This window comes from Streptomyces sp. NPDC048288, from assembly GCF_043201555.1.
Taxonomy (GTDB): domain Bacteria; phylum Actinomycetota; class Actinomycetes; order Streptomycetales; family Streptomycetaceae; genus Streptomyces.
Map to the genome: position 1 here is coordinate 726,621 of NZ_JBICZD010000003.1, position 17,575 is coordinate 744,195.

Consider the following 17,575-nt stretch of genomic DNA (forward strand, 5'->3'; position numbering starts at 1 on the left):
CGCTCAGCCGACCTCGTTCTCGGCGGTCGCCTGCCCGTGCACCACGATGGCGCCGCCGTAGAACATGCCCGTGAGGACCGGCTGGTACGTCAACTGGACCTCGACCTGGACCTGTTGGGGGTCGGCGGCGACGCAGTGGGTGCCGGCGATGTCGGCGGTGGACATGTCCATCTCGCGGGCGAAGGTCTTCACCCGGGCGTCGCAGTCCTGGTAGTTGATGGGCGCGCCGCCCTGCCCCTCGTAGAGCTTGGCCGTGTCGATGTCCTGCGCCGCGTAACGCGCGGCCTGTTCCGCGATGTCGGCGGCCCGTTCGCGTTTGGAGATGGACAGGCCGCCGTCGATGACGAAGGCGGAGAGGGAGAGGAAGACCAGCGCGAAGATGATGACCGCGCCGGCGCCCGAGCCCCGGTCGTCGAGACGGAGCCGGCGCGCGGCCCACCAGGTACGCAGCACGGCGAGGCTCATGCGGCCCTCCGGAACGGGTCGAGCGGTGAGGAGAAGCTCGCGGTGAGCGTCGTCGGGATGTCCAGGCCCAGCATGGCCAGACCGCGCACCTCGCAGCTCACCTCGACCGTGAAGATGCTGTCGGGTTCGAAGCCCTGGCTGGTCTGTACGACGGAGACCGGGCCGGAGCAGACGTCCGACAGGTCCGCGTCGGCGGCCTTCTGCGCTTCCGACATGGCCGTGGCGTGGTCCTTCTGGATGGACCCGGCGCGGGCCGCGTCCCGCGCGGCACCGTCGATCGCGCCCCGCCCGTCGACGAGTTGGCCGAAGGCGACCAGGACGAGGATGAACAGGATCATGACCGGGGCGAGGATGACGACCTCGATGGTCGACAGTCCCCGGTCGTCCGGAGTTCTCGCCTGAGAGGAGTTCTGCGGGGAGGACATCTAGTTCGTATCCTCCACGAACCGCTCCACCGGACCCGACGACTGCGCGTGCACCGTCAGGTCCAGGCCCGGGAACACCGTCGGGATGCGCGCCGAGATCTCGACGCCGACCGTGTTCTGTTCCGGCTGGATCGTCTTCACGTCGGGCGACAGGACCAGTTGCGGCCCGAGCTGGCTGATGTAGGAGTCGACCACGTCCTGGGCCTCGCCGCGCCAGGCGCCGGGCTCCGCGTCGGCGGTGGCACGGGCCTTGCGGGCGCCGGCCTGGGCCGCCGCCTGGGCCACGTGGTCGGCGAAGAAGTACAACGCGAACTGCACCGTCGCGAAGATCATGAAGAAGAGGACGGGGGTGAGCAGTACGAACTCGATGGCGGTCATCCCCGAGTCTCCCGAGCCGCCCGAGCCGCCCGAGTCGCCGCGCGCGGCGGCCGCCCGGCGGCGTACCCAGCCGCGCGGACCTCTGCTCACGCCCACCAGCATCCCCGTCACCCCCGTCGTACGTACGTCGTCGATCAGCAGGTTCCGCTGGCGTTGGCGCCCTTGATGCAGTTGCCGACCTTGTTGGCGCCGTCGCTCAGCGCGGCGTTGATGATGGCGGCCACCACGCCGACGATCGCGACCACGACCGCCGAGATGATGACCCACTCGACGGCGGAGGCACCGCGGTCGAGTTCGCCGGAGCGGGCGCGCTCCACGCGGGCCTGCAGGAAGGTGACCAGGAAGTCCATGGCCGGGATCCCGGTGCTGAAGTTCCGTCGGTTCATGATGGCTTGTCCTCTCGATACAGCAGTTGGCGAAGGTTCTCGAATCAGCTCGTCTCAGCTCATCTCGCCTCGTCGCGAGGCACAGAACATCAGCTCACCTGGAACACCCGCATCGCCGCCGGGAAGATCAGGAAGACCAGGAAGCCGGCGCACAGCAGCAGCTGGGCGACGAGCATCGACTGGGACTTCTCGCCCGCGCTGCCCTCGATCTCGGCGAGTTCGCGGTGGCGCATGGTCTCGGCGCGGGAGGCGAGGGACTCGCGGACCTTGGCGCCGTCGTCCGCGACCAGGGCCAGCGAGGCCGACAGGTCCTTCAGTTCCTCCACGCCCAGTTCCTCGCCGAGCGCGCCGAGCGCCTGCCACTGGCTGACGCCGGTGATCCGGGCGTCGGAGAGGGCGTTGCGGATCCGCTGGTTGGCCCAGCCGTCGGAGACCTCGGCGGCCGCCATCAGGGCCTCGGGCAGGCCGCGGCCGCCCGCCAGGCTCATCGACACCAGGTCGAGATAGGCCCCGATGACACGCCTGAGGTCCCGGCGCTTCTCGGCCGCGTCCCGTCGTACCTCCAGGTCGGGCAGGAAGAAGAACAGGGCCGCGCAGGCCAGGGAGAGCCAGACCGGGATGACCGGGCTGTGTCCGAAGCCCATGGTGTAGACGACGGCGAACAGGAACGGGCCGAAGATCAGGCCGGCCGCCGCGAGCAGCACCTTGGTCGCCAGGAACTTCTCCCAGCTGCGGTCGAGCACCGCGAGGTCGGCGCGGAGCGAGCGCTGTTCCCAGCCCTGCTGCCGGTAGAAGTCGGCGACCCGGTCGCCGACTTCGGCCCGCAGCGAGCCGAGCCGGCCGGTGTCCCGCGTCTGCCGCGCCGACTCGTACGCGGCGCCGCGCGCCCGCATCGCGTCGATCCGGGCGACCTGCGCGACCGCGCTGCGCTTGGACGGCATCAGGGCGCGGATCAGGGCGTAGACGCCCAGCCCCAGGATCACGCCGACGACGATCGGCATCGTGAGGTTCATCGGCGGGCTCCTTCCTCGGTGGGGAGCTGCTGCTGGCCCGGTGCGCCGGGGGCGCCCGGTGTGCCGGGAGCGGTGCGGGGCGGTCGTACGAACTGCACGGAGGACTGGTCGCGGACCAGGAACCGTTCCGGGGTCTCGATGGTGGACAGCTTGCGCAGCCACCAGAAGCCGAGCGCGAACAGCCCGCAGACCAGGGCGAGCACGAGCTGGCCGACGGCGGTGCCGTACGGCGACACGAAGTCGCGGTTGAAGACGGCGAGGCCGAGCACGAACGCCACCGACACGGCGACGACGATCTGCACCGACCGCCGGGTGGACGCCCGCTGGGCCATCACGCGCTGGCGCATGTCGACCTCTTCACGGGCCGACTTGGCGAGCGCGCCGAGCACCTGGCGCAGACCGGGGCCGCGCAGCCGGGCGTTGAGGATGAGGGCGGCGACGATGATGTCGGCGGACGCGTCGTTGATCTCGTCGGCGAGGTGCTGGAGCGCGTCGGGCAGCGGGGTGCGGGCGCGCAGCCGGTCGACGAGGGCGTCCAGGTGCGGCCGCAGGATCGGGGCGGCGGCCCGCGCCGAGGCGGGGATGGCCTGCTCCAGGCCGACCGCGCCGGCGATCGTGTCGCGCAGCGACTCCGTCCAGGAGGCCAGCGCCTCCACACGCTTCATCGCGGCCCGCTCCTCGGCGGCGCCGCCGAACAGCTTGTCCCAGAAGAAGACGAGGACACCGGCGGCGATGCCGGCCACCGCCCAGCGGGTCAGCAGCAGCACGACCAGCCCGATGATGGCCGCGAGGGAACCGCGCTGACCGGCGAACCGGATCAGCTCGGCGGCCCGTTCGTTGGCCTTCTGCTTCTCGTGGTCGGGCTTGGCGGGCAGGCCGCGGATCGCCAGGATCAGCAGCGCGAGTCCGCCGCCGACGGCCACACCGCAGCCGAGGGCGATGAGGACCGACGTGGAGAAGAGCCCGCCCATGGAGCCCAGGGAGTCCAGGGAACCCAGGTTCATGTCACGTCACCCCCACGCCCCGTGCGGCTGGTAGCCGTAGGCCATCAGGTCCTCCAGGCAGGCTATGGGCGCATGCGGTACGACCCGGCCGTCGTGTGCCTCCGCGAAGACCTCGCTGGACAGCACCCGGCCGTCGACGCCGTTGACCTCGCGGACCGAGGTGACCATGCGCTGGAGCCGGCCGCCGGTCTGGTAGTTGTTGCGCCGCTGGATGAAGACGACGAAGTTCACCGCGCCCGCGATCAGCATCTGGCTGGCCTCGATGGGCAGCCGTTCGGAGGCCTGGAGCGCGTACGTCGAGATGCGGTTGAAGACTTCGCTGGAGCTGTTGGCGTGGATCGTCGACAGCGAACCGTCGTTGCCCTGCGACATCGCGTTGAGCATGGTGACGATCTCGTCGCCGAGGACCTCGCCGACGATGACCCGGGAGGGGTTCATACGCAGGGACCGCCGGACCAGCTCCGCCATGCTGATGGTGCCCTGGCCCTCGGAGTTGGGCAGCCGCTCCTCGAACGCCACCACGTTGGGATGCAGATCGTGGAAGGTGTCGAGCCCCAGCTCCAGGGCCCGCTCCACGGTGATGAGCCGCTCGTGCGGCGGGATTTCATTGGCGAGCGCACGCAGCAGCGTCGTCTTGCCGGCGTTCGTGGCCCCCGCGATCATGATGTTCTTGCGGGCCCGGACGGCACAGGCCATGAAGTGCGCGACCTCGGGCGTCAGCGTGCCGTTGCCGACCAGGTCGGAGATGAAGACCTTGCCCATGCGGGCGCGACGGATGGAGAGCGCGGGCCGCCGGGTGACGTCCATGACGGCGGAGAGCCGGGAGCCGTCGGGCAGCCTCAGGTCGAGCTGCGGATTGGCGGAGTCGAACGGCCGGGACGACAGCCCCGAGTACGCGCCGAGCACCTGGATGAGCTCGATCAGCTCCTCGTCGGTCTCGGCGACGGGGTCCGCCTTGACCTCACGGCCGTCGCTGTAGCCCACGAAGACCTGGTCGCACCCGTTGATGTCGATGTTCTCGACCTCCGGGTTGTCGAGCAGCGGCTGCAGCCGCCCCACGCCGAACAGCGCGGCGTGCACGGCGGCGGCGTACTGCTCCTCGGTCTCCGCGTCCAGCGGGGTCCGCCCGGCGTTGATCTCCGCGCGGGCGTTCTCCTCCAGGATCTGGGCTATGACCGCGCGGGCGTACTGCCGTTCGTCCTCGGTGGACATCGGCGTCACGCCGGACGCCTGGTCCTGGCGGCGCTGCTCGGCGATACGGTCGCCGGCGTCCTGCCGGAACCGCTTGACCAACTGGTGGTCGACAGCGGTCATCGGCCGGCCCCCGCGTGGGGCGCCTGGTTCGGTACGGACCAGGCGGCGCCGTACTGCTGGTGGAGGTCGGCGGTGACCTTGCGGGCCGAGCGGATGAGCAGGGACTTGTCGAGCCGCCCGCGCTTGCGGCCGGCCAACTGGTCGGCGCCGGACGGGTCGTCGGCGATGGTCCCCACCACCCGGGCGCCGGTCTGGGCGTGTACGAGCATGTCGTTGACCTGGTTGACCAGCTTGCCGGAGCCGGCCGGATCGGCGATCAGCACGACACCGATCAGCGGGGTGGCGAGGGCGGCGGCGCCGCGCGGACCGCCGTGCAGCTTCTGCGCGAGCGCCCCGGCCCGGTCCCGGACCCGGGCGAGCGCCTCCGGCTCGGTGCGCGAGACCAGCAGCACGAGCGCGGCGTGCGGGAACATCTCCACGGCCGGGGTGTCGCCGCTGATCCGCCCGCAGTCGGCGATGACGTCGGCGGGGGCGTTCGGGGAGTCGGCGAGGGAGGCGAAGGCGTGCCCGAGGGTCGGCCACAGCCCCGCGAGCCCGGCGGCGTGCTCGGCGATACCGAGCCCGACCAGCACCTCAAGACCGCCGCTCAACGGCTGCACGTGGTCCCAGAGTTGATCGGGTACGAGTCCTCTTCGCGCGGTTGCCGCGATGGACAGCATCCCGGTGTTCGGATTCAGCGGTCCGCCGTGCGCGGCGGCACTGCGGTAGACCAGGTCACCGCCGGCCGGGTCGGCCTCGGCCAGCAGCACGCGACGCGGCCAGACCGCGGCCAGCGCGACGGCCGCGGTGGTGACGCCGGGGGAACCCTTGTCGGCGGCGATTGCGATGAGCGCCATGGGGTGTCGGCCGCCTTCTAGTTGCCGTTGCCGGGGACGAGGACGAGGGCGACCTCACCGTTGGAAGCGGCGTCGGCCAGATCGGCGGCCTTGTCGCTGTCGACGGTGAGCGTGACGGCGTAGTTGGTGCTGGCGGTGAAGTCCGAGCCGCTCTTCTTCTCCGGCACGGAGCTGACCTTTGCGTCACCGACGATCAGCGCGTCGGTGCCGCTGCTGGAGGAGGAGCTGCCGCCGGACGAGGAACCGCCGCCGGAGCTGGTGACACGGTAGGCGGCGACGGTGTCGCCGATCTCGATACCGGTCGGGTACTGGCCCTCCTTCAGGGCCAGGCCGACGGTGGACTTGCCGGCGGGGAGCTTGCTCTCACTGCCGAACATCTCACCGACGGCGACGACGCCCGCCGGGATGGTGCTGACGGCCTTCAGCTTCTTCAGGCTCTCCAGCTGGGACCACCTGACGTAGTGGATGCTGGAGTCGTCGGCGACCATGACCGAGGTCACGTTGCTGCCGGTCACGGAGGACCCGGCCGGGATCTCCGCCGTGATCTTGACGACCTCGATACGATCACCGGCCTGCAGCACGAGCGTCGTCGCGCCCAGCGCACCGAGCAGGATCAACAGCACGGCCAGCGCGGCCAGCGCGGGCTTGCGCTCCCGGGGGGCGGTGGGAAGCCGGTCACCGACCGAAGGCTGAGCCGGACCGGCGGAACGACCGGCGCCCGCCCCCGTACGCTCTTGGATCTTCACGCAACCGCTCCCCGTTACAACCAGACTTCGTCTGTCAAGAACCCTGAAACACCGTCAACGCCCTCAGCACCGTGAAAGCGGACACTCCACACGAACCACCCCGACTCGGCCGATTACTGTGCCGCAGGGCGAGTGTCAAGCGATCGCACCGTATCAGTCACCCATAAGCCCCTCAAGGCGCGCCCGAACACCTTGACCTCACCGAAATCGTCGTTGCGATCTGCAACGGCGGGGCGGTATGGGCCGGTTGGGAATAGGGGGACATCGGCGAGGTCTGGACTGTGCGCGGGCGAATCCAGAACACCCACGTCACACCCCACCCCCGCCCCCTCCCCTCACCGACCGCCCGTGAGGCCTGCACGAATCACTCACATCGATGTGACCGACACATGCCACGACAGGACGGGCCGCCGACCGCTTCCGGCGACTCCCGCCCGCCCGCTCGCTCGCGACTGCTACCGATTCACCGACTGGATCTCATGGACCGTCACATTCTGCTCGAACGTGGACAACCCGTCCGGCAGGCCCGGCTGTTGTGCCGGTCCGTCGGGGTCGGCGGAGTCCGTCCAGGTCACCTTCCAGGTGATGGCGGCCTTGAAGGGATAGGTGCCGCTCCCCGACGACCTCAGGTACGTCACGTTGCAGCCCGCGTCCTTGCTGTCGACCGTGTACCCCTTGTCGCCCTTGACCAGGTCGTACGTGCAGGTCTGCGGGTCCGCGTCCGCCGTTCCCGCGTCGATCCGCAGAGCCACGGGGGTCGCGACGGTGGTCGCGGCCATCTGGACGCCCTTGTAGTCGATGCTCGCGGTCGTCCAGACGCGGTCGAAGTCGCCGTCGAGCTTGACCCTCGTACCGAGGTTCACGACGAGCCGGTCACCCTTGGGGCTCAGCTCCACCGGCGGTGTGGGCAACTTGGTGGAGTTGTAGGCGAGTTCGGAGAGCGTCTGCGGGGTGAGCTGGTGCGGGTCCTGCTTCGGCTGAGCCTGCGGGACCCAGATCTCCCAGTTGTCGGGGGTGACGGGGCAGGCCTCGTTGTAAGCGTCGTCACGGAACTGCACCTGCCACCACAGGCCCTTGTCGCCCTTGTGGTAGTCCTCTTCCTCCCGCTTCTTCGCATAGCTCGCCGCCGGCTCCTGCGCGCCCTTGTACGCGGACTTGATGAACTCCTCGTACTCCTCAGGCGTGTACATCGGCTCGTACCAGCAGACCGGGGGCTTCCAGTTCGCGTTCGAGGACGTGGCTTTGGAGGTGGAGCTGGAGGAGCTGCCGGTCTTGCTCTGACGGACCTGGATGTGGGCGCCGATGACGCCTTTGCCGGAACTCGCACTGGAGTCGGAGTCAGGCTGGCCCGTCGGACCGGTTCCGGTCGTGTCGGTGCCACCTCCTGAGCTGTCATCCGCATGGGCCGGGAAACTCGCCCCCAGCGCCAGCACCAGACCGATGGCAGCTGCCGTTCGGACGCCTGGACGAACCACGTTCATCACTGGCCCTGCACGCACTCCGCATCCCCCTTCTTCCAACTCTGCTGCGTCACCTGCCAGTCACCGGCAGAGTCCCGCTGGGCCTGGACCGTGTACAGGACGAAGCTCTTGTCGCTCGCCTGCGTGCGCTGCACCTTGCCGGTCTTGATCACCTTGTCGTAGGCCTTGCTCTGGTCCTCGCAGTAGCTGGCCGCCGCCGACTTGCCGTTCGCGACGTCGGTGACCTTGAAGCCGTAGTACCGGTAGTGGCCGGTCAGCGTGAGCCCTTCCTTCTTGTTGAACTCGGAGACCCGGTTCACCCAAAAGATGCGGGCATTGGCGGCGAAGTAACGGTTCAGGTTGGCGGTCTGCCCATTCCCCTTGCCGAAGGCCTCGATGCGGGCCTGGGCCGCGTACGCCACATCCCGCAGAATCGCGTCCTTGGTGCTGTCCCCTACCGACTCCCGGTACACCGCCACGGTGATGTCCGACGGGAAGTCGAAGCTCGGCGCGTTCTTGTCGGCCGACGCGGAAGCAGCGGGGGACGCGGAAGCCGACTCGCTGCTGTCCGCCCCCTTGATCTTGTCGTTCGCCGAGCTGTTGCCGGAGTCGCTGCTGCAACCGGTCACCGAGACGGCGAGAGCGGCAAGAAGGCCGGCCACAGCCGTCCTCCGTCGCGTGGTCAGCATGAGTGCTTGTCCTCAGAGGTAGATGGTCGGCGTACCAAGGGATGATCCCATGAGTGACAGACGCGGGACCAAGCCCCTCCGGGGGCCGATGCGACTCCGTGAAGTACGTGAAGACGCCTTCACATGAGGAATGCCGGGCCCCAGTCGGCGCATCCGCAAACGCCCGCACGGCCCGTATCCGGCGCCGACTACCACCCGAACTGCAGCCGTGCCGATCGGTGGACGACGTTGCCCGTTCCCTGGCCATACCGCTGCCGGCAACACCACCGCGCGGTCGACGAATTGTCCGGAGCGCCGCACGCCCCCAAGGCTTTCCGGTTCGTGAAGCCGTTCTCCACAAGCGAGCTGACGTGCTTCACGGCATCCTCGACCCGCCAGGACACAATCCGGATACACAGGAAGGTGGTTGACACACCCTGGGCCGGGTTTCCCCGCATACCTTACATGTTCGCGCTGGCGAAACCGTGAACCCCGCCGATAGCCTCTGCACCCTTGATGAACTTCATTCTCTCGGGGGAGCCAACAGTGAAGCGCCGCACTTTGCCCGTTGCCGCCGCGCTCGCCGCAACCGCGGCTTTGCTGATCACGGCGTGCGGAGGCGCGGGCGACGACTCCAGGGGCGGTATCAAGATCGCGGGGGACGCCGCGGCCGGCTCGGGTTCTTCCTCGTCCTCCGCCTCGCCCTTGTCCTCCGCCTCGGCCGACAAGAACACACCGACCTTCGCGTTTCCGTCGGACATCGACACGACCGTGGAGCGGCGGTCCATCGGAAACGCCACGAAGGACGCGATCCTGCGGGACGTGGCGTATTCGGCTCAGGCCCGGCTGGAGGCCTTTGCCAAGGGTGACGGTCACACGGCCAACATGAACCGCTACTTCGCCGCATCCGCTCTCACCTACTGGACTCAGCGAGTCGCGACGGTCCGGAAGGACGGCCTCACCGTCACCGGCCACTACCGCTTCTTCGACTTCGCGGTGGAAGACGTGGAGAAGCCAGGGACGGCGGCGGCCCGCTACTGCGAGGACCAGAGCACGGCGTACGGCAAGGAAGTCAAGACGGGCAAGGTCCTGCACACCAAGCCGAGCGACAACGACTTCATCCTCATCACGCTTCAAGCCACGAAGGACTCGCGCGGCGACTGGCAAGTGACACAGCAGCACTGGAAGAAGGCGGACGCCTCGTGCGTGCAGGGATGAACGCAACGGCCGCGGTGAAGCGCCGCACCGTGCCTGTCGCATCCGCGCTGGCCACGACCGCAGCACTGCTGCTTACGGCGTGCGCAGGCGGAGACGACAGCTCCGAAGGAAACTCCAAACCTCCATCGGCGTCCGCCTCACCTGTGCATACCGCGCCGAACTTCGACTTCCCGTCGGACATCACCGTGACCGTCGACAGGCAATCGACGGGGAACGCCACCAGGGACGCGATTCTGCGAGATGTGGCGTACTCGACCCAGGCCAACATCGAGGCCTTCACCAGCGACAACGGCCGCACGGCCAACCTGGACCGATACTTCGCCGGGCAGGCACTGACCTACTGGTCCCAGCGGGTTGCGACGCTCAAGAAGGACGGCCTCACGCTCACGGGCGATTACCTGTACTACGACTTCAAGGTCACCGACGTTACGAACGGCAAGACGGCGGCGGCCCGCTACTGCGAGGACCAGGGCAAGGCATACGGCAAGGAAATCAAGACGGGCAAGGTCCTGCACACCAAGCCGAGCGACAACGACTTCATCCTCTACACGCTCCAGGCCGCCAAGGACTCGCGCGGCGACTGGCAAGTGACACAGCAGCACTGGAAGAGGGCCGACGCCTCGTGTGTACGGGGATAGGGCGACTCTCTTGAACGGTCCATCTTCTCACGGGGAGTTCACTGTGAAGCGCCGTACATTGCCCGCCGCTGCCGCGCTGGCTGCAACGACAGCACTACTGCTGACCGCCTGCGGAAGCAGCGACGACAAAGCCGGCGACAACGACAAGACCGCCGGCGCCGACCAGGGAACAAAGAAGCCGACGTCTTCGGCATCAGCTGCGGAAACACCAGTACAGGACAAGCCGGACGGCGTGGACGTGTCCCTGCCCAAGGACGTGAACCTGGTCTTCGACTGGGCCAAGCCGAAAGACAAGAACGGGGCTGCGGCAATGGATGATGCCGCGAACTTCCTCCGCGCCATCTACCGAGGCGTCGACAAGCGCACGACCAAGGACGCAGCCGTCGCCGCATATGCCACCGACGGTGGACTGAAGTACGCGGATGCACAGATCAACGCCTATGTCGAAGGCGGCTGGACGGTCATCGGCACCCGGCGCCACTACGACGCCACCACACGGTCCACCACGAACGGCCAGTCGGTGGAGGTGGCATTCTGCTCGGACTCGAGCAAGTTCTACGGCAAGGAGACCAAGAGCGGGAAGGTCCTCAAAACCGATCCCAGCATCAAGGACTTCGACTACTTCAAAATCATCATGGTCAAGCTCCCCACGAACGACGGCCTGTGGCAGGCGTCCAAGGTGTACGTCGAGGCAAAGGCCGCGAAGTGCCGCTGAGGCCCTTCCTACTTCGGAGGGACATGGTCAGGTGGAAGGCGAGGACGCCCTTGACCATGTCGGTGATGCGGCCGGTGCTGCACTGCAGATTCCACCGTGGTCCCGGCGACCCCCTTCACCGAGAGGACCCACAAGGACGCGAAGTGCGACCTGCCGTCCAGACTCCCGAGCTGAGCGCCCGTTCGTGTCCCCGCTATCGAGGTGCCGATGGGGCGGTCCGTGCGTAGATGGACCCGCCAGCCTTCTTCCGGCCGGCGGGGCTGGGGTCCTCGACAGGGGACGCCGTCAAGGCGGCGACGGCGCGTGCATCCGAGTGGGCGAACTTGCCGACACGCTCAGCAGCCATGGCCCGGACATGCGAAGCCAGGTCTGAAGCCAAATGGTCCAACGCGGGTTCGAGGACCCGGGCCGGGCCCGGGGCGCAGCTGTCTCCCTTGCACCGATCGCACGCCAGAGCTCGGTATCCATAGGCCCAGTTCGCTCTGTGACCAGCTGCAGGGCGCGTCTGCAAGGCGGGTGCGGAGGGTGAGGTGACCGCTGGCCGCCATGCAAGGCGCCGCGATAGCGAAGCGGAACTCGTGCCTTGCAGTGACCGAGCGGCAGCGCGACCACAGATCTGTGGCCGCCGCCCGTTCAGGCACGATCAGGACACAGGTCACGACTCCAAGCACCCTATGCGCCCAGAATTATCACCATTGGCAGCGAAGTTCGCTCTGGCGAAACCGAGAACCTCCCCGATACCGTCGGCTCTCTTGAATGGTCTTTTTTCTCACGGGGAGTTCACTGTGAAGCGCCGTACTTTGCCCGCCGCTGCCGCGCTGGCGGCAACGGCAGCACTGCTGTTGACCGCCTGCGGAAGCGGCGACGACAAGGCCAGCGACAAGGACAAGATCGCCGGCGCCGACCAGGGAACGAAGACACCGACGGCTTCGGCATCAGCTTCGGGAGCGCCGGCAGAGGACAAGCCGGACGGCGTGGACGTGTCGCTGCCCAAGGACATGAACCTGGTCTTCGACTGGGACAAGCCGAAGGACACGAACGAAGCCGCCGCGATGGCGGACGCGGCGAACTACGTCCGTGCCATCTACCACGGCGTCGACAAGCGCACGTCGAAGGTCGCGGCCGTAGCGGCCTATTCCACCGGCGACGGTCTGAGCTACGCGCAGACGCAGATCAACGACAGGGTCGACGGCGGCTGGACCGCCACTGGCACCCGACGTCACTACCAGGCCACCACCCGCTCCGCGTCCAACGGCAACTCGGTGGAGGTCGACTTCTGCGTGGACAGCAGCAAGTTCTACGGCAAAGTGGTCAAGACCGGGAAGATCCTGAAGAGCGAGCCCAGTATCGCGGACTACGACTACTTCAAAATCATCATGGTCAAGCTCCCCACCAGCGACGGCCTGTGGCAGGCCTCCAAGGTGTTCGTCGAGGCGAAGGCGGCGAAGTGCCGATGAACAGGTCACGGCGTTCGGCACTCGGCGTCGGCATAACTGCCCTGACGCTGGTCTTCGGCGTCACCGCTCTCACGGAACCCGCCTACTCGGCAGAACCGTCGAGCAACAACCACGGCGCCGGCACGGTCGAGGAGGGCGGCCCCGACGACACCGGCATCTACGCCTCCGCCAAGATCCAGTACTCCGGCTCCGTAACCAAGGACGGCAGCACCGGCAACGTCACGTCCTCCGATGTCAACTGGACCCCGCCGCCCTGTTGGTACGCCCCCTACCTCGGTGCCAAGGACTTCAAGAAGAAGATGTCCGAGCAGATCGAGAGCGCCAAGAACACGCCCGGAATGGGCGGCACCGCGGGCGCCGCGATAGGTGAGATGCAGCGCCACTACGAGGACGAGTACGGCTGGACCGACACCCCTGGTTACAAGGACTACAACGTCGAGAAGGACGGCGAGGGGATGTTCTGGGCCGCCGTCGAGAATCCCGACGAACCCGACGTACTCAAGCGGAGCTCCTGCAACGACCTCCCCTTCTGGGTCGACAACGGCGAGACCCCGCCGGCCCGGTACGAAGAGGCCATCAACCCGAAGATCCTCGCCGCCCTCGCCTACCAGCACATGCAGCTGCCCGACACCAAGGTGAGCCTCGCACCCGAGACCGTCACCAAAGTGAACCTGCCGACATGGGCCTGGCTCGACAAGGCCGTGTTCAACGAGGTCCAGGCCACGGCGGCCATCAACGTCCCCGGCTTCAACCTCCGGTCCACGACCACCGCGAAGCCCCTCTCCCTCAAGCTCGAACCCGGCACGACGGACGCCGAGACCTTCCCCGCCTCCGGCGAGTGCGTCATCAACGCCGACCATTCCATCGGCGAGCCCTACGCCCAGGGCAAGTCCGACGAGATTCCGCCGTGCGGCCTCAAGTACCTCCGCTCCTCGGGCAATGGCACCTTCAAGCTCCGGGCCACCATCACCTGGGAAATCACCTGGACCGGCACCGGCGGCGCCGACGGCCGCTTCCCCGACGGCGCCTTCGGCAAGGACCAGCAGATCGCCGTACAAGAGATCCAGTCCGTGAACCGCTGACACCAGCGAAACCATGTACACGACAGACAGCGTCCGTAAGCTTGGCGTCGCACGCGGCTGCCGTCACGCGACGCCACTCGACAACTTCACTTACCTGAAGTGCTCACCTGGGGGAAGCACATGCGCCCGGACGACGGCGGAGGAGACTTCCGCGGTATCAACCCGGACCGGCTCGGTGATCTGATCAAGGAGATCGGCACCAATTCCGGTGACGGGGCCGCAGCCGCGCCCACGCGGGTCAACAGCTGGATGAGTCACGCGCGTCGGCTACAGATGGACACCTCCCGCCTGACGAAGATCACCAGGCATCTCAGCTGGGCACAGGATCAACTCCCCATGCTCCGGCGTCGACAGAGCCTGGCCATGGACGAGGAGAAGCGGAACAAGGAGATCGGTCTCGGAAGCGGCATGGTTTCCTCCGGCGCGGGGGACATCGGCACGTTCAAGACGCAGTCCGAAGCCCAGAAGGCCGCCAAGAAGGACGCGAAGGCCTACAAGGACGGGGACATGAGCCTCGCCGACTACATGAAGAAGCTCGAGGCCAACCAGACGGACCCGGACTACTGCAAGGCCGCCATGGACGAGCTGGGCGAGACGGCGCTCTACCGGCTGCAGGACGGTCCGATGATGTTCAACCCGGACAACCCCGAAGCCGGTACACGCATCCTGGCGACGACGGTCGCCACCGCCATGCGCAACGGGACGACGTTCAAGGACGAGAACGGCAACGAGGACCTCCAGCACCTGTCCGGCCTGCTCGCCTACGCCGACTTCCCGACGGACGTCGTAGCGAACCTCGGCAAACAGTGCCTGGCACCCGGCAACTACATGTACGGCGAGAAGGTCTGGGAGGCCATGGGCAACGACCCCGCGGCGTCCACCAAGTTCCTGCACGACAACATGGACGTCATCCCCGGTTGGATGAAGGACGACTCCGACCACCACGGCGGCATGCCGGACTATCAGGCCAAGGCCTTCGCCGAGGTCATCAAGGCAGGAACGCTGGGCGACTTCGGCGCCGATCAGGACATGGCTGCAGAGAACACCGAGAAGTTGGTCACGTATTACGGCAAGCACCCCGACGAAAGCACCCACCCGGAGATCCAGGCCGCCTTCGGTCAGATCATCATGACCCGCTGGGACGACGTCCAGTCGATCCTGACGGACCCGGCTCCGGCCGATCCTGGTGCAGGCCATGTGTTCGTGGACGACGACGCGATGAGGTCGTTCATCAACGAGGCGATGCACAACCCGAAGGCCGCCGCCGAACTGATGGCCTTCAGCAAGCAGAAGTCCGACGACCTCGCTCTTGCCTACCCCAAAAATCCCGAAGTACTGCACGCCAGCGGAATGATCGATGGGATCTTCAGCTCGGAGATGATGTCGGTCTACAACGAGGTGAAGCAGAAGAACGCGGACGACGCCGCCGAGTGGAACTCCACACTCACCGGCCAGTTGACGACGGCACTGAACACAGGCGTGGAAGTGGCATTCGATCCCGGCGGTGCCGCCGCGTCGGTGTCCAAGGCCGCCATCAACGACGTGATAGGCCTCGTCACTCAAGACCTCAACTTGGTGGACCAAGGGCAGGATCCGGAACCGCCCTCCACAGTGACTTGGCGAGGGGAGTGGCAGAAAGCGGCCCGCCTGACCTTCCAGGAAAACAACACCGTCGGAAACCCGCAAAAATATGCCGACGCCTACTGTGACGGTAAGCCCTTCCTGAGGACGGACGGGTTCCACGCGGGCGAGATCGTGGAGGGTGCGTCCCCGAAACAGCTTCAGGCATATAACGAGTGGCTCAAGGACCAGGACCTCGCCCAGGCCTCTAGGGACCATTTCCTGGATCTGGATCACGGGCGAGACAATGGAAATGAAGGAGTGAATTAATGAGAATGAATCGCCGCAGTCTTCCCATAGCAGCTGCAGCTGTACTGGTCCTTGCCGTGTTCGCCACAGGTTGCGGTGACGGAGGGACGAACGTGACTGACGGCAAGAAGGCGGCCGACAAATCACGACAGCCGGTCGGAGAAACGTTCTGGAAGCTGCACTATGCCCTAGCCAACGACGTTCTCCTGACATCCGGAACGGGCGGCTTCACCAACTGTGCGGATCCAAAAACAAAAGATTCAGTCATGTACGTTGTCGAAGAACCTTTCGCAAGGAAAACAAAAAATCAGACCGATGAGCAGTTCATGGCCATCATGAAGAACCGCTTGAGCGCTGCCGACTGGAACCTCAAGCCCTCCGGCGACAAGATTCAGTCCGCCACGAAGAACGGCATCGAGGTTCAGTTGCGCCTGCTCGATCGCACCGGGGACAGCGCCGCGCTTGCCCGACTTGACGTCCGGGGAAAATGCACAAACGTCGGCGAGGCCAAGGACGACATCTTCCACGCTTACGGCGGGTCGAAGCGTGACGAGTACACCTCGTCATCCGCATCGCCCAGCCCCATCCCGAGCTTCCTCAGCTCCGACTCAACGCCCTGAACACACCTTCACCCCGCTGGAGCGCCATGACCGACAAGGTACCGAGCCCCATCTGGCAGGAGTTGGACACCCTCTACCAAGCAGTGTCCAAGGACATCGCGACGGTGGCCGACGCACTCAAGAACCCCGACACGCAGATGGCCGGCGGCAAGGGCAACGTCTGGGTCGGTCCCAACGCCCGGAACTGGGGCAGCGATCTGCACGGAGCCAATGCCGATCTGTCCAAGCAGGCACATGAATTCCTCGCGGATGTGGCGAGTCAGCGCGCCTCGCATCCGAAGGAAGTCACTCAGGCCGAGGCCGACAGCGAGCGACGGTTCCTTGCCGGGCGTATGGGCTGACCGTGAAACGCGTGGTACGGCCGTAGCTGCCGAAAGTCGCCTCTTTTGTTTGCATCACCTGTGGTCTTGAGCGCCCAAGTGCTCCGCACAACCACAGCTGAACCCCCGGGGGAAGAATCTACGTGCCGGACGATGTGCCACACACCGAGTCCGTGAGTGGGACTTCACCACCTATCGACTGGGCAGCCATCAGGGAGCGCGCAAGCCGTCGGCGTAAGCGACGCAGGGCGATCTGCGGAATAGTCGGTGGCGCAGCGATCGCGACCGCAGGCGGCATTGGTGTGCTGACCGGAGGGAGCGGTCACGGCACGACCTCTGCCAGCACATCAGAGGCGCTCTCGCCGGTACTGCACGTGCGTGGCACGCACAACTACCGGGTGCAGATACTCGATGCCCGGACCGTGGTGAAGTTGGCGAACGGCACCGGCAGTCCACCGGATGACCTGATGGCACTGGCTCTGCTCCTGCGGGAGCAGATGGAGTCGAGCGACCTCAGCACCCAAACACTCCCCTTGAACATGGGGATCAATTACCCTAGCCGTGCTGCCGACATAGGATCGGGCAAGCTCGCCGGGACCAGGGGACGTACTCGATTTCGGGACAAATTACCTGACCAAGAACCAGATGCTCTCCGGTGATGACAAAACCCAGGGCGTCGACCTGGCGTTCGGCACCTTGCGGACAAACACCGTCTACTACCACTGGGTCTGGCAACTCGTCTCGAAGAAGGCGAACCTGACCAGCGCCACCCTCTGCCAGTCGGCGCGGTCGGGCAACGACACCAACTGCATTCCCATTCGGCGCGATCAATACGGCTTCCGTCAAGTGACTCGCCCGAAGTGACGACCGTGTGACGGTCAAGGAGATTCCCGTCGGTAATCGCGAGGCCGGCGCGCCCCTCGTATGCTTCACCACCGGCGTCGTATCGTGCGCGACTCGC

20 protein-coding genes are annotated in these 17,575 nt (G+C 66.6%); 9 read left to right on the forward strand and 11 right to left on the reverse strand.

Features of this window, described 5'->3' with window-relative positions; translation table 11 throughout:
* Positions 1 to 3: 3 nt before the first annotated feature.
* The 11 genes from ACGFZS_RS14660 to ACGFZS_RS14710 form a co-directional block, all read right to left on the reverse strand.
* Positions 4 to 465, reverse strand: a complete 462-nt coding sequence (locus ACGFZS_RS14660) for a pilus assembly protein TadG-related protein (RefSeq protein WP_365692508.1) — start codon at positions 463 to 465, stop codon at positions 4 to 6.
* Positions 462 to 890 carry a TadE/TadG family type IV pilus assembly protein gene (locus ACGFZS_RS14665; RefSeq protein WP_393795330.1) on the reverse strand — a complete coding sequence of 143 codons (429 nt, stop codon included), beginning with the start codon at positions 888 to 890 and terminating at the stop codon, positions 462 to 464. Before ACGFZS_RS14665 ends, ACGFZS_RS14660 begins: the two co-directional genes overlap by 4 nt.
* Entirely contained in the window at positions 891 to 1,370 is a 480-nt protein-coding gene (locus ACGFZS_RS14670; protein WP_393795331.1) for a TadE family protein, read from the reverse strand.
* A gap of 32 nt (positions 1,371 to 1,402) precedes the next feature.
* Complete coding sequence (locus ACGFZS_RS14675; RefSeq protein WP_355709657.1) at positions 1,403 to 1,654, reverse strand: hypothetical protein; 252 nt, start codon at positions 1,652 to 1,654, stop codon at positions 1,403 to 1,405.
* An 89-nt stretch (positions 1,655 to 1,743) separates the two neighbouring features.
* Positions 1,744 to 2,667 carry a type II secretion system F family protein gene (locus ACGFZS_RS14680; protein ID WP_393795332.1) on the reverse strand — a complete coding sequence of 308 codons (924 nt, stop codon included), beginning with the start codon at positions 2,665 to 2,667 and terminating at the stop codon, positions 1,744 to 1,746.
* On the reverse strand, positions 2,664 to 3,671 hold the full coding sequence (locus ACGFZS_RS14685; protein WP_393795333.1) for a type II secretion system F family protein: 1,008 nt from the start codon (positions 3,669 to 3,671) through the stop codon (positions 2,664 to 2,666). Before ACGFZS_RS14685 ends, ACGFZS_RS14680 begins: the two co-directional genes overlap by 4 nt.
* 6 nt (positions 3,672 to 3,677) lie before the next feature.
* A complete protein-coding gene (locus ACGFZS_RS14690; RefSeq protein ID WP_355709663.1) occupies positions 3,678 to 4,985 on the reverse strand; it encodes an ATPase, T2SS/T4P/T4SS family in 1,308 nt (435 codons plus the stop codon).
* A complete protein-coding gene (locus ACGFZS_RS14695; protein WP_355709665.1) occupies positions 4,982 to 5,821 on the reverse strand; it encodes a hypothetical protein in 840 nt (279 codons plus the stop codon). Before ACGFZS_RS14695 ends, ACGFZS_RS14690 begins: the two co-directional genes overlap by 4 nt.
* Positions 5,822 to 5,838: 17 nt before the next feature.
* On the reverse strand, positions 5,839 to 6,567 hold the full coding sequence (locus tag ACGFZS_RS14700) for a hypothetical protein (protein WP_393795334.1): 729 nt from the start codon (positions 6,565 to 6,567) through the stop codon (positions 5,839 to 5,841).
* Between the two features lie 455 nt (positions 6,568 to 7,022).
* Complete coding sequence (locus ACGFZS_RS14705; protein ID WP_393795335.1) at positions 7,023 to 7,757, reverse strand: hypothetical protein; 735 nt, start codon at positions 7,755 to 7,757, stop codon at positions 7,023 to 7,025.
* A 290-nt stretch (positions 7,758 to 8,047) separates the two neighbouring features.
* Complete coding sequence (locus ACGFZS_RS14710; protein WP_393795336.1) at positions 8,048 to 8,689, reverse strand: hypothetical protein; 642 nt, start codon at positions 8,687 to 8,689, stop codon at positions 8,048 to 8,050.
* Between the two features lie 522 nt (positions 8,690 to 9,211).
* Between ACGFZS_RS14710 and ACGFZS_RS14715 the strand changes: the two genes are divergently transcribed.
* The 9 genes from ACGFZS_RS14715 (at position 9,212) to ACGFZS_RS14755 (ending at position 17,478) form a co-directional block, all read left to right on the forward strand.
* A complete protein-coding gene (locus ACGFZS_RS14715; protein ID WP_393795337.1) occupies positions 9,212 to 9,913 on the forward strand; it encodes a hypothetical protein in 702 nt (233 codons plus the stop codon).
* Positions 9,910 to 10,551 (forward strand): hypothetical protein, encoded by a 642-nt coding sequence (locus ACGFZS_RS14720; RefSeq protein ID WP_393795338.1) that lies wholly within the window; start codon positions 9,910 to 9,912, stop codon positions 10,549 to 10,551. Before ACGFZS_RS14715 ends, ACGFZS_RS14720 begins: the two co-directional genes overlap by 4 nt.
* Before the next feature lie 43 nt (positions 10,552 to 10,594).
* A complete protein-coding gene (locus ACGFZS_RS14725; protein WP_393795339.1) occupies positions 10,595 to 11,266 on the forward strand; it encodes a hypothetical protein in 672 nt (223 codons plus the stop codon).
* A 785-nt stretch (positions 11,267 to 12,051) separates the two neighbouring features.
* The gene (locus ACGFZS_RS14730) at positions 12,052 to 12,723 is read left to right on the forward strand and encodes a hypothetical protein (RefSeq protein ID WP_393795340.1); all 672 of its coding nucleotides are present in this window, start codon (positions 12,052 to 12,054) and stop codon (positions 12,721 to 12,723) included.
* Positions 12,720 to 13,805: a hypothetical protein gene (locus ACGFZS_RS14735; protein WP_393795341.1), complete on the forward strand. Its 1,086-nt coding sequence runs from the start codon at positions 12,720 to 12,722 to the stop codon at positions 13,803 to 13,805. The genes ACGFZS_RS14730 and ACGFZS_RS14735 overlap by 4 nt, the downstream gene beginning before the upstream one ends.
* Positions 13,806 to 13,925: 120 nt before the next feature.
* Positions 13,926 to 15,695 carry a hypothetical protein gene (locus ACGFZS_RS14740; RefSeq protein WP_393795342.1) on the forward strand — a complete coding sequence of 590 codons (1,770 nt, stop codon included), beginning with the start codon at positions 13,926 to 13,928 and terminating at the stop codon, positions 15,693 to 15,695.
* Positions 15,696 to 15,787: 92 nt separating this feature from the next.
* A complete protein-coding gene (locus ACGFZS_RS14745) occupies positions 15,788 to 16,294 on the forward strand; it encodes a hypothetical protein (RefSeq protein ID WP_393795343.1) in 507 nt (168 codons plus the stop codon).
* Positions 16,295 to 16,320: 26 nt separating this feature from the next.
* Positions 16,321 to 16,635 carry a hypothetical protein gene (locus ACGFZS_RS14750; RefSeq protein WP_393795344.1) on the forward strand — a complete coding sequence of 105 codons (315 nt, stop codon included), beginning with the start codon at positions 16,321 to 16,323 and terminating at the stop codon, positions 16,633 to 16,635.
* Between the two features lie 624 nt (positions 16,636 to 17,259).
* Positions 17,260 to 17,478, forward strand: coding sequence for a hypothetical protein (locus ACGFZS_RS14755; protein ID WP_393795345.1), 219 nt, complete (start codon positions 17,260 to 17,262; stop codon positions 17,476 to 17,478).
* Positions 17,479 to 17,575: the final 97 nt, after the last annotated feature.

What these genes read in the sequence shown, in the direction of transcription:
- ACGFZS_RS14755 (WP_393795345.1), top strand. Translation starts at nt 17,260, where the DNA reads ATGCTCTCCGGTGATGACAAAACCCAGGGCGTCGACCTGGCGTTCGGC.
- ACGFZS_RS14750 (WP_393795344.1), top strand. Translation starts at nt 16,321, where the DNA reads ATGACCGACAAGGTACCGAGCCCCATCTGGCAGGAGTTGGACACCCTC.
- ACGFZS_RS14685 (WP_393795333.1), bottom strand. Translation starts at nt 3,671, where the DNA reads ATGAACCTGGGTTCCCTGGACTCCCTGGGCTCCATGGGCGGGCTCTTC.
- ACGFZS_RS14695 (WP_355709665.1), bottom strand. Translation starts at nt 5,821, where the DNA reads ATGGCGCTCATCGCAATCGCCGCCGACAAGGGTTCCCCCGGCGTCACC.
- ACGFZS_RS14675 (WP_355709657.1), bottom strand. Translation starts at nt 1,654, where the DNA reads ATGAACCGACGGAACTTCAGCACCGGGATCCCGGCCATGGACTTCCTG.
- ACGFZS_RS14660 (WP_365692508.1), bottom strand. Translation starts at nt 465, where the DNA reads ATGAGCCTCGCCGTGCTGCGTACCTGGTGGGCCGCGCGCCGGCTCCGT.
- ACGFZS_RS14735 (WP_393795341.1), top strand. Translation starts at nt 12,720, where the DNA reads ATGAACAGGTCACGGCGTTCGGCACTCGGCGTCGGCATAACTGCCCTG.
- ACGFZS_RS14740 (WP_393795342.1), top strand. Translation starts at nt 13,926, where the DNA reads ATGCGCCCGGACGACGGCGGAGGAGACTTCCGCGGTATCAACCCGGAC.
- ACGFZS_RS14720 (WP_393795338.1), top strand. Translation starts at nt 9,910, where the DNA reads ATGAACGCAACGGCCGCGGTGAAGCGCCGCACCGTGCCTGTCGCATCC.
- ACGFZS_RS14715 (WP_393795337.1), top strand. Translation starts at nt 9,212, where the DNA reads ATGAACTTCATTCTCTCGGGGGAGCCAACAGTGAAGCGCCGCACTTTG.
- ACGFZS_RS14680 (WP_393795332.1), bottom strand. Translation starts at nt 2,667, where the DNA reads ATGAACCTCACGATGCCGATCGTCGTCGGCGTGATCCTGGGGCTGGGC.
- ACGFZS_RS14690 (WP_355709663.1), bottom strand. Translation starts at nt 4,985, where the DNA reads ATGACCGCTGTCGACCACCAGTTGGTCAAGCGGTTCCGGCAGGACGCC.
- ACGFZS_RS14705 (WP_393795335.1), bottom strand. Translation starts at nt 7,757, where the DNA reads ATGTACACGCCTGAGGAGTACGAGGAGTTCATCAAGTCCGCGTACAAG.
- ACGFZS_RS14670 (WP_393795331.1), bottom strand. Translation starts at nt 1,370, where the DNA reads ATGCTGGTGGGCGTGAGCAGAGGTCCGCGCGGCTGGGTACGCCGCCGG.
- ACGFZS_RS14665 (WP_393795330.1), bottom strand. Translation starts at nt 890, where the DNA reads ATGTCCTCCCCGCAGAACTCCTCTCAGGCGAGAACTCCGGACGACCGG.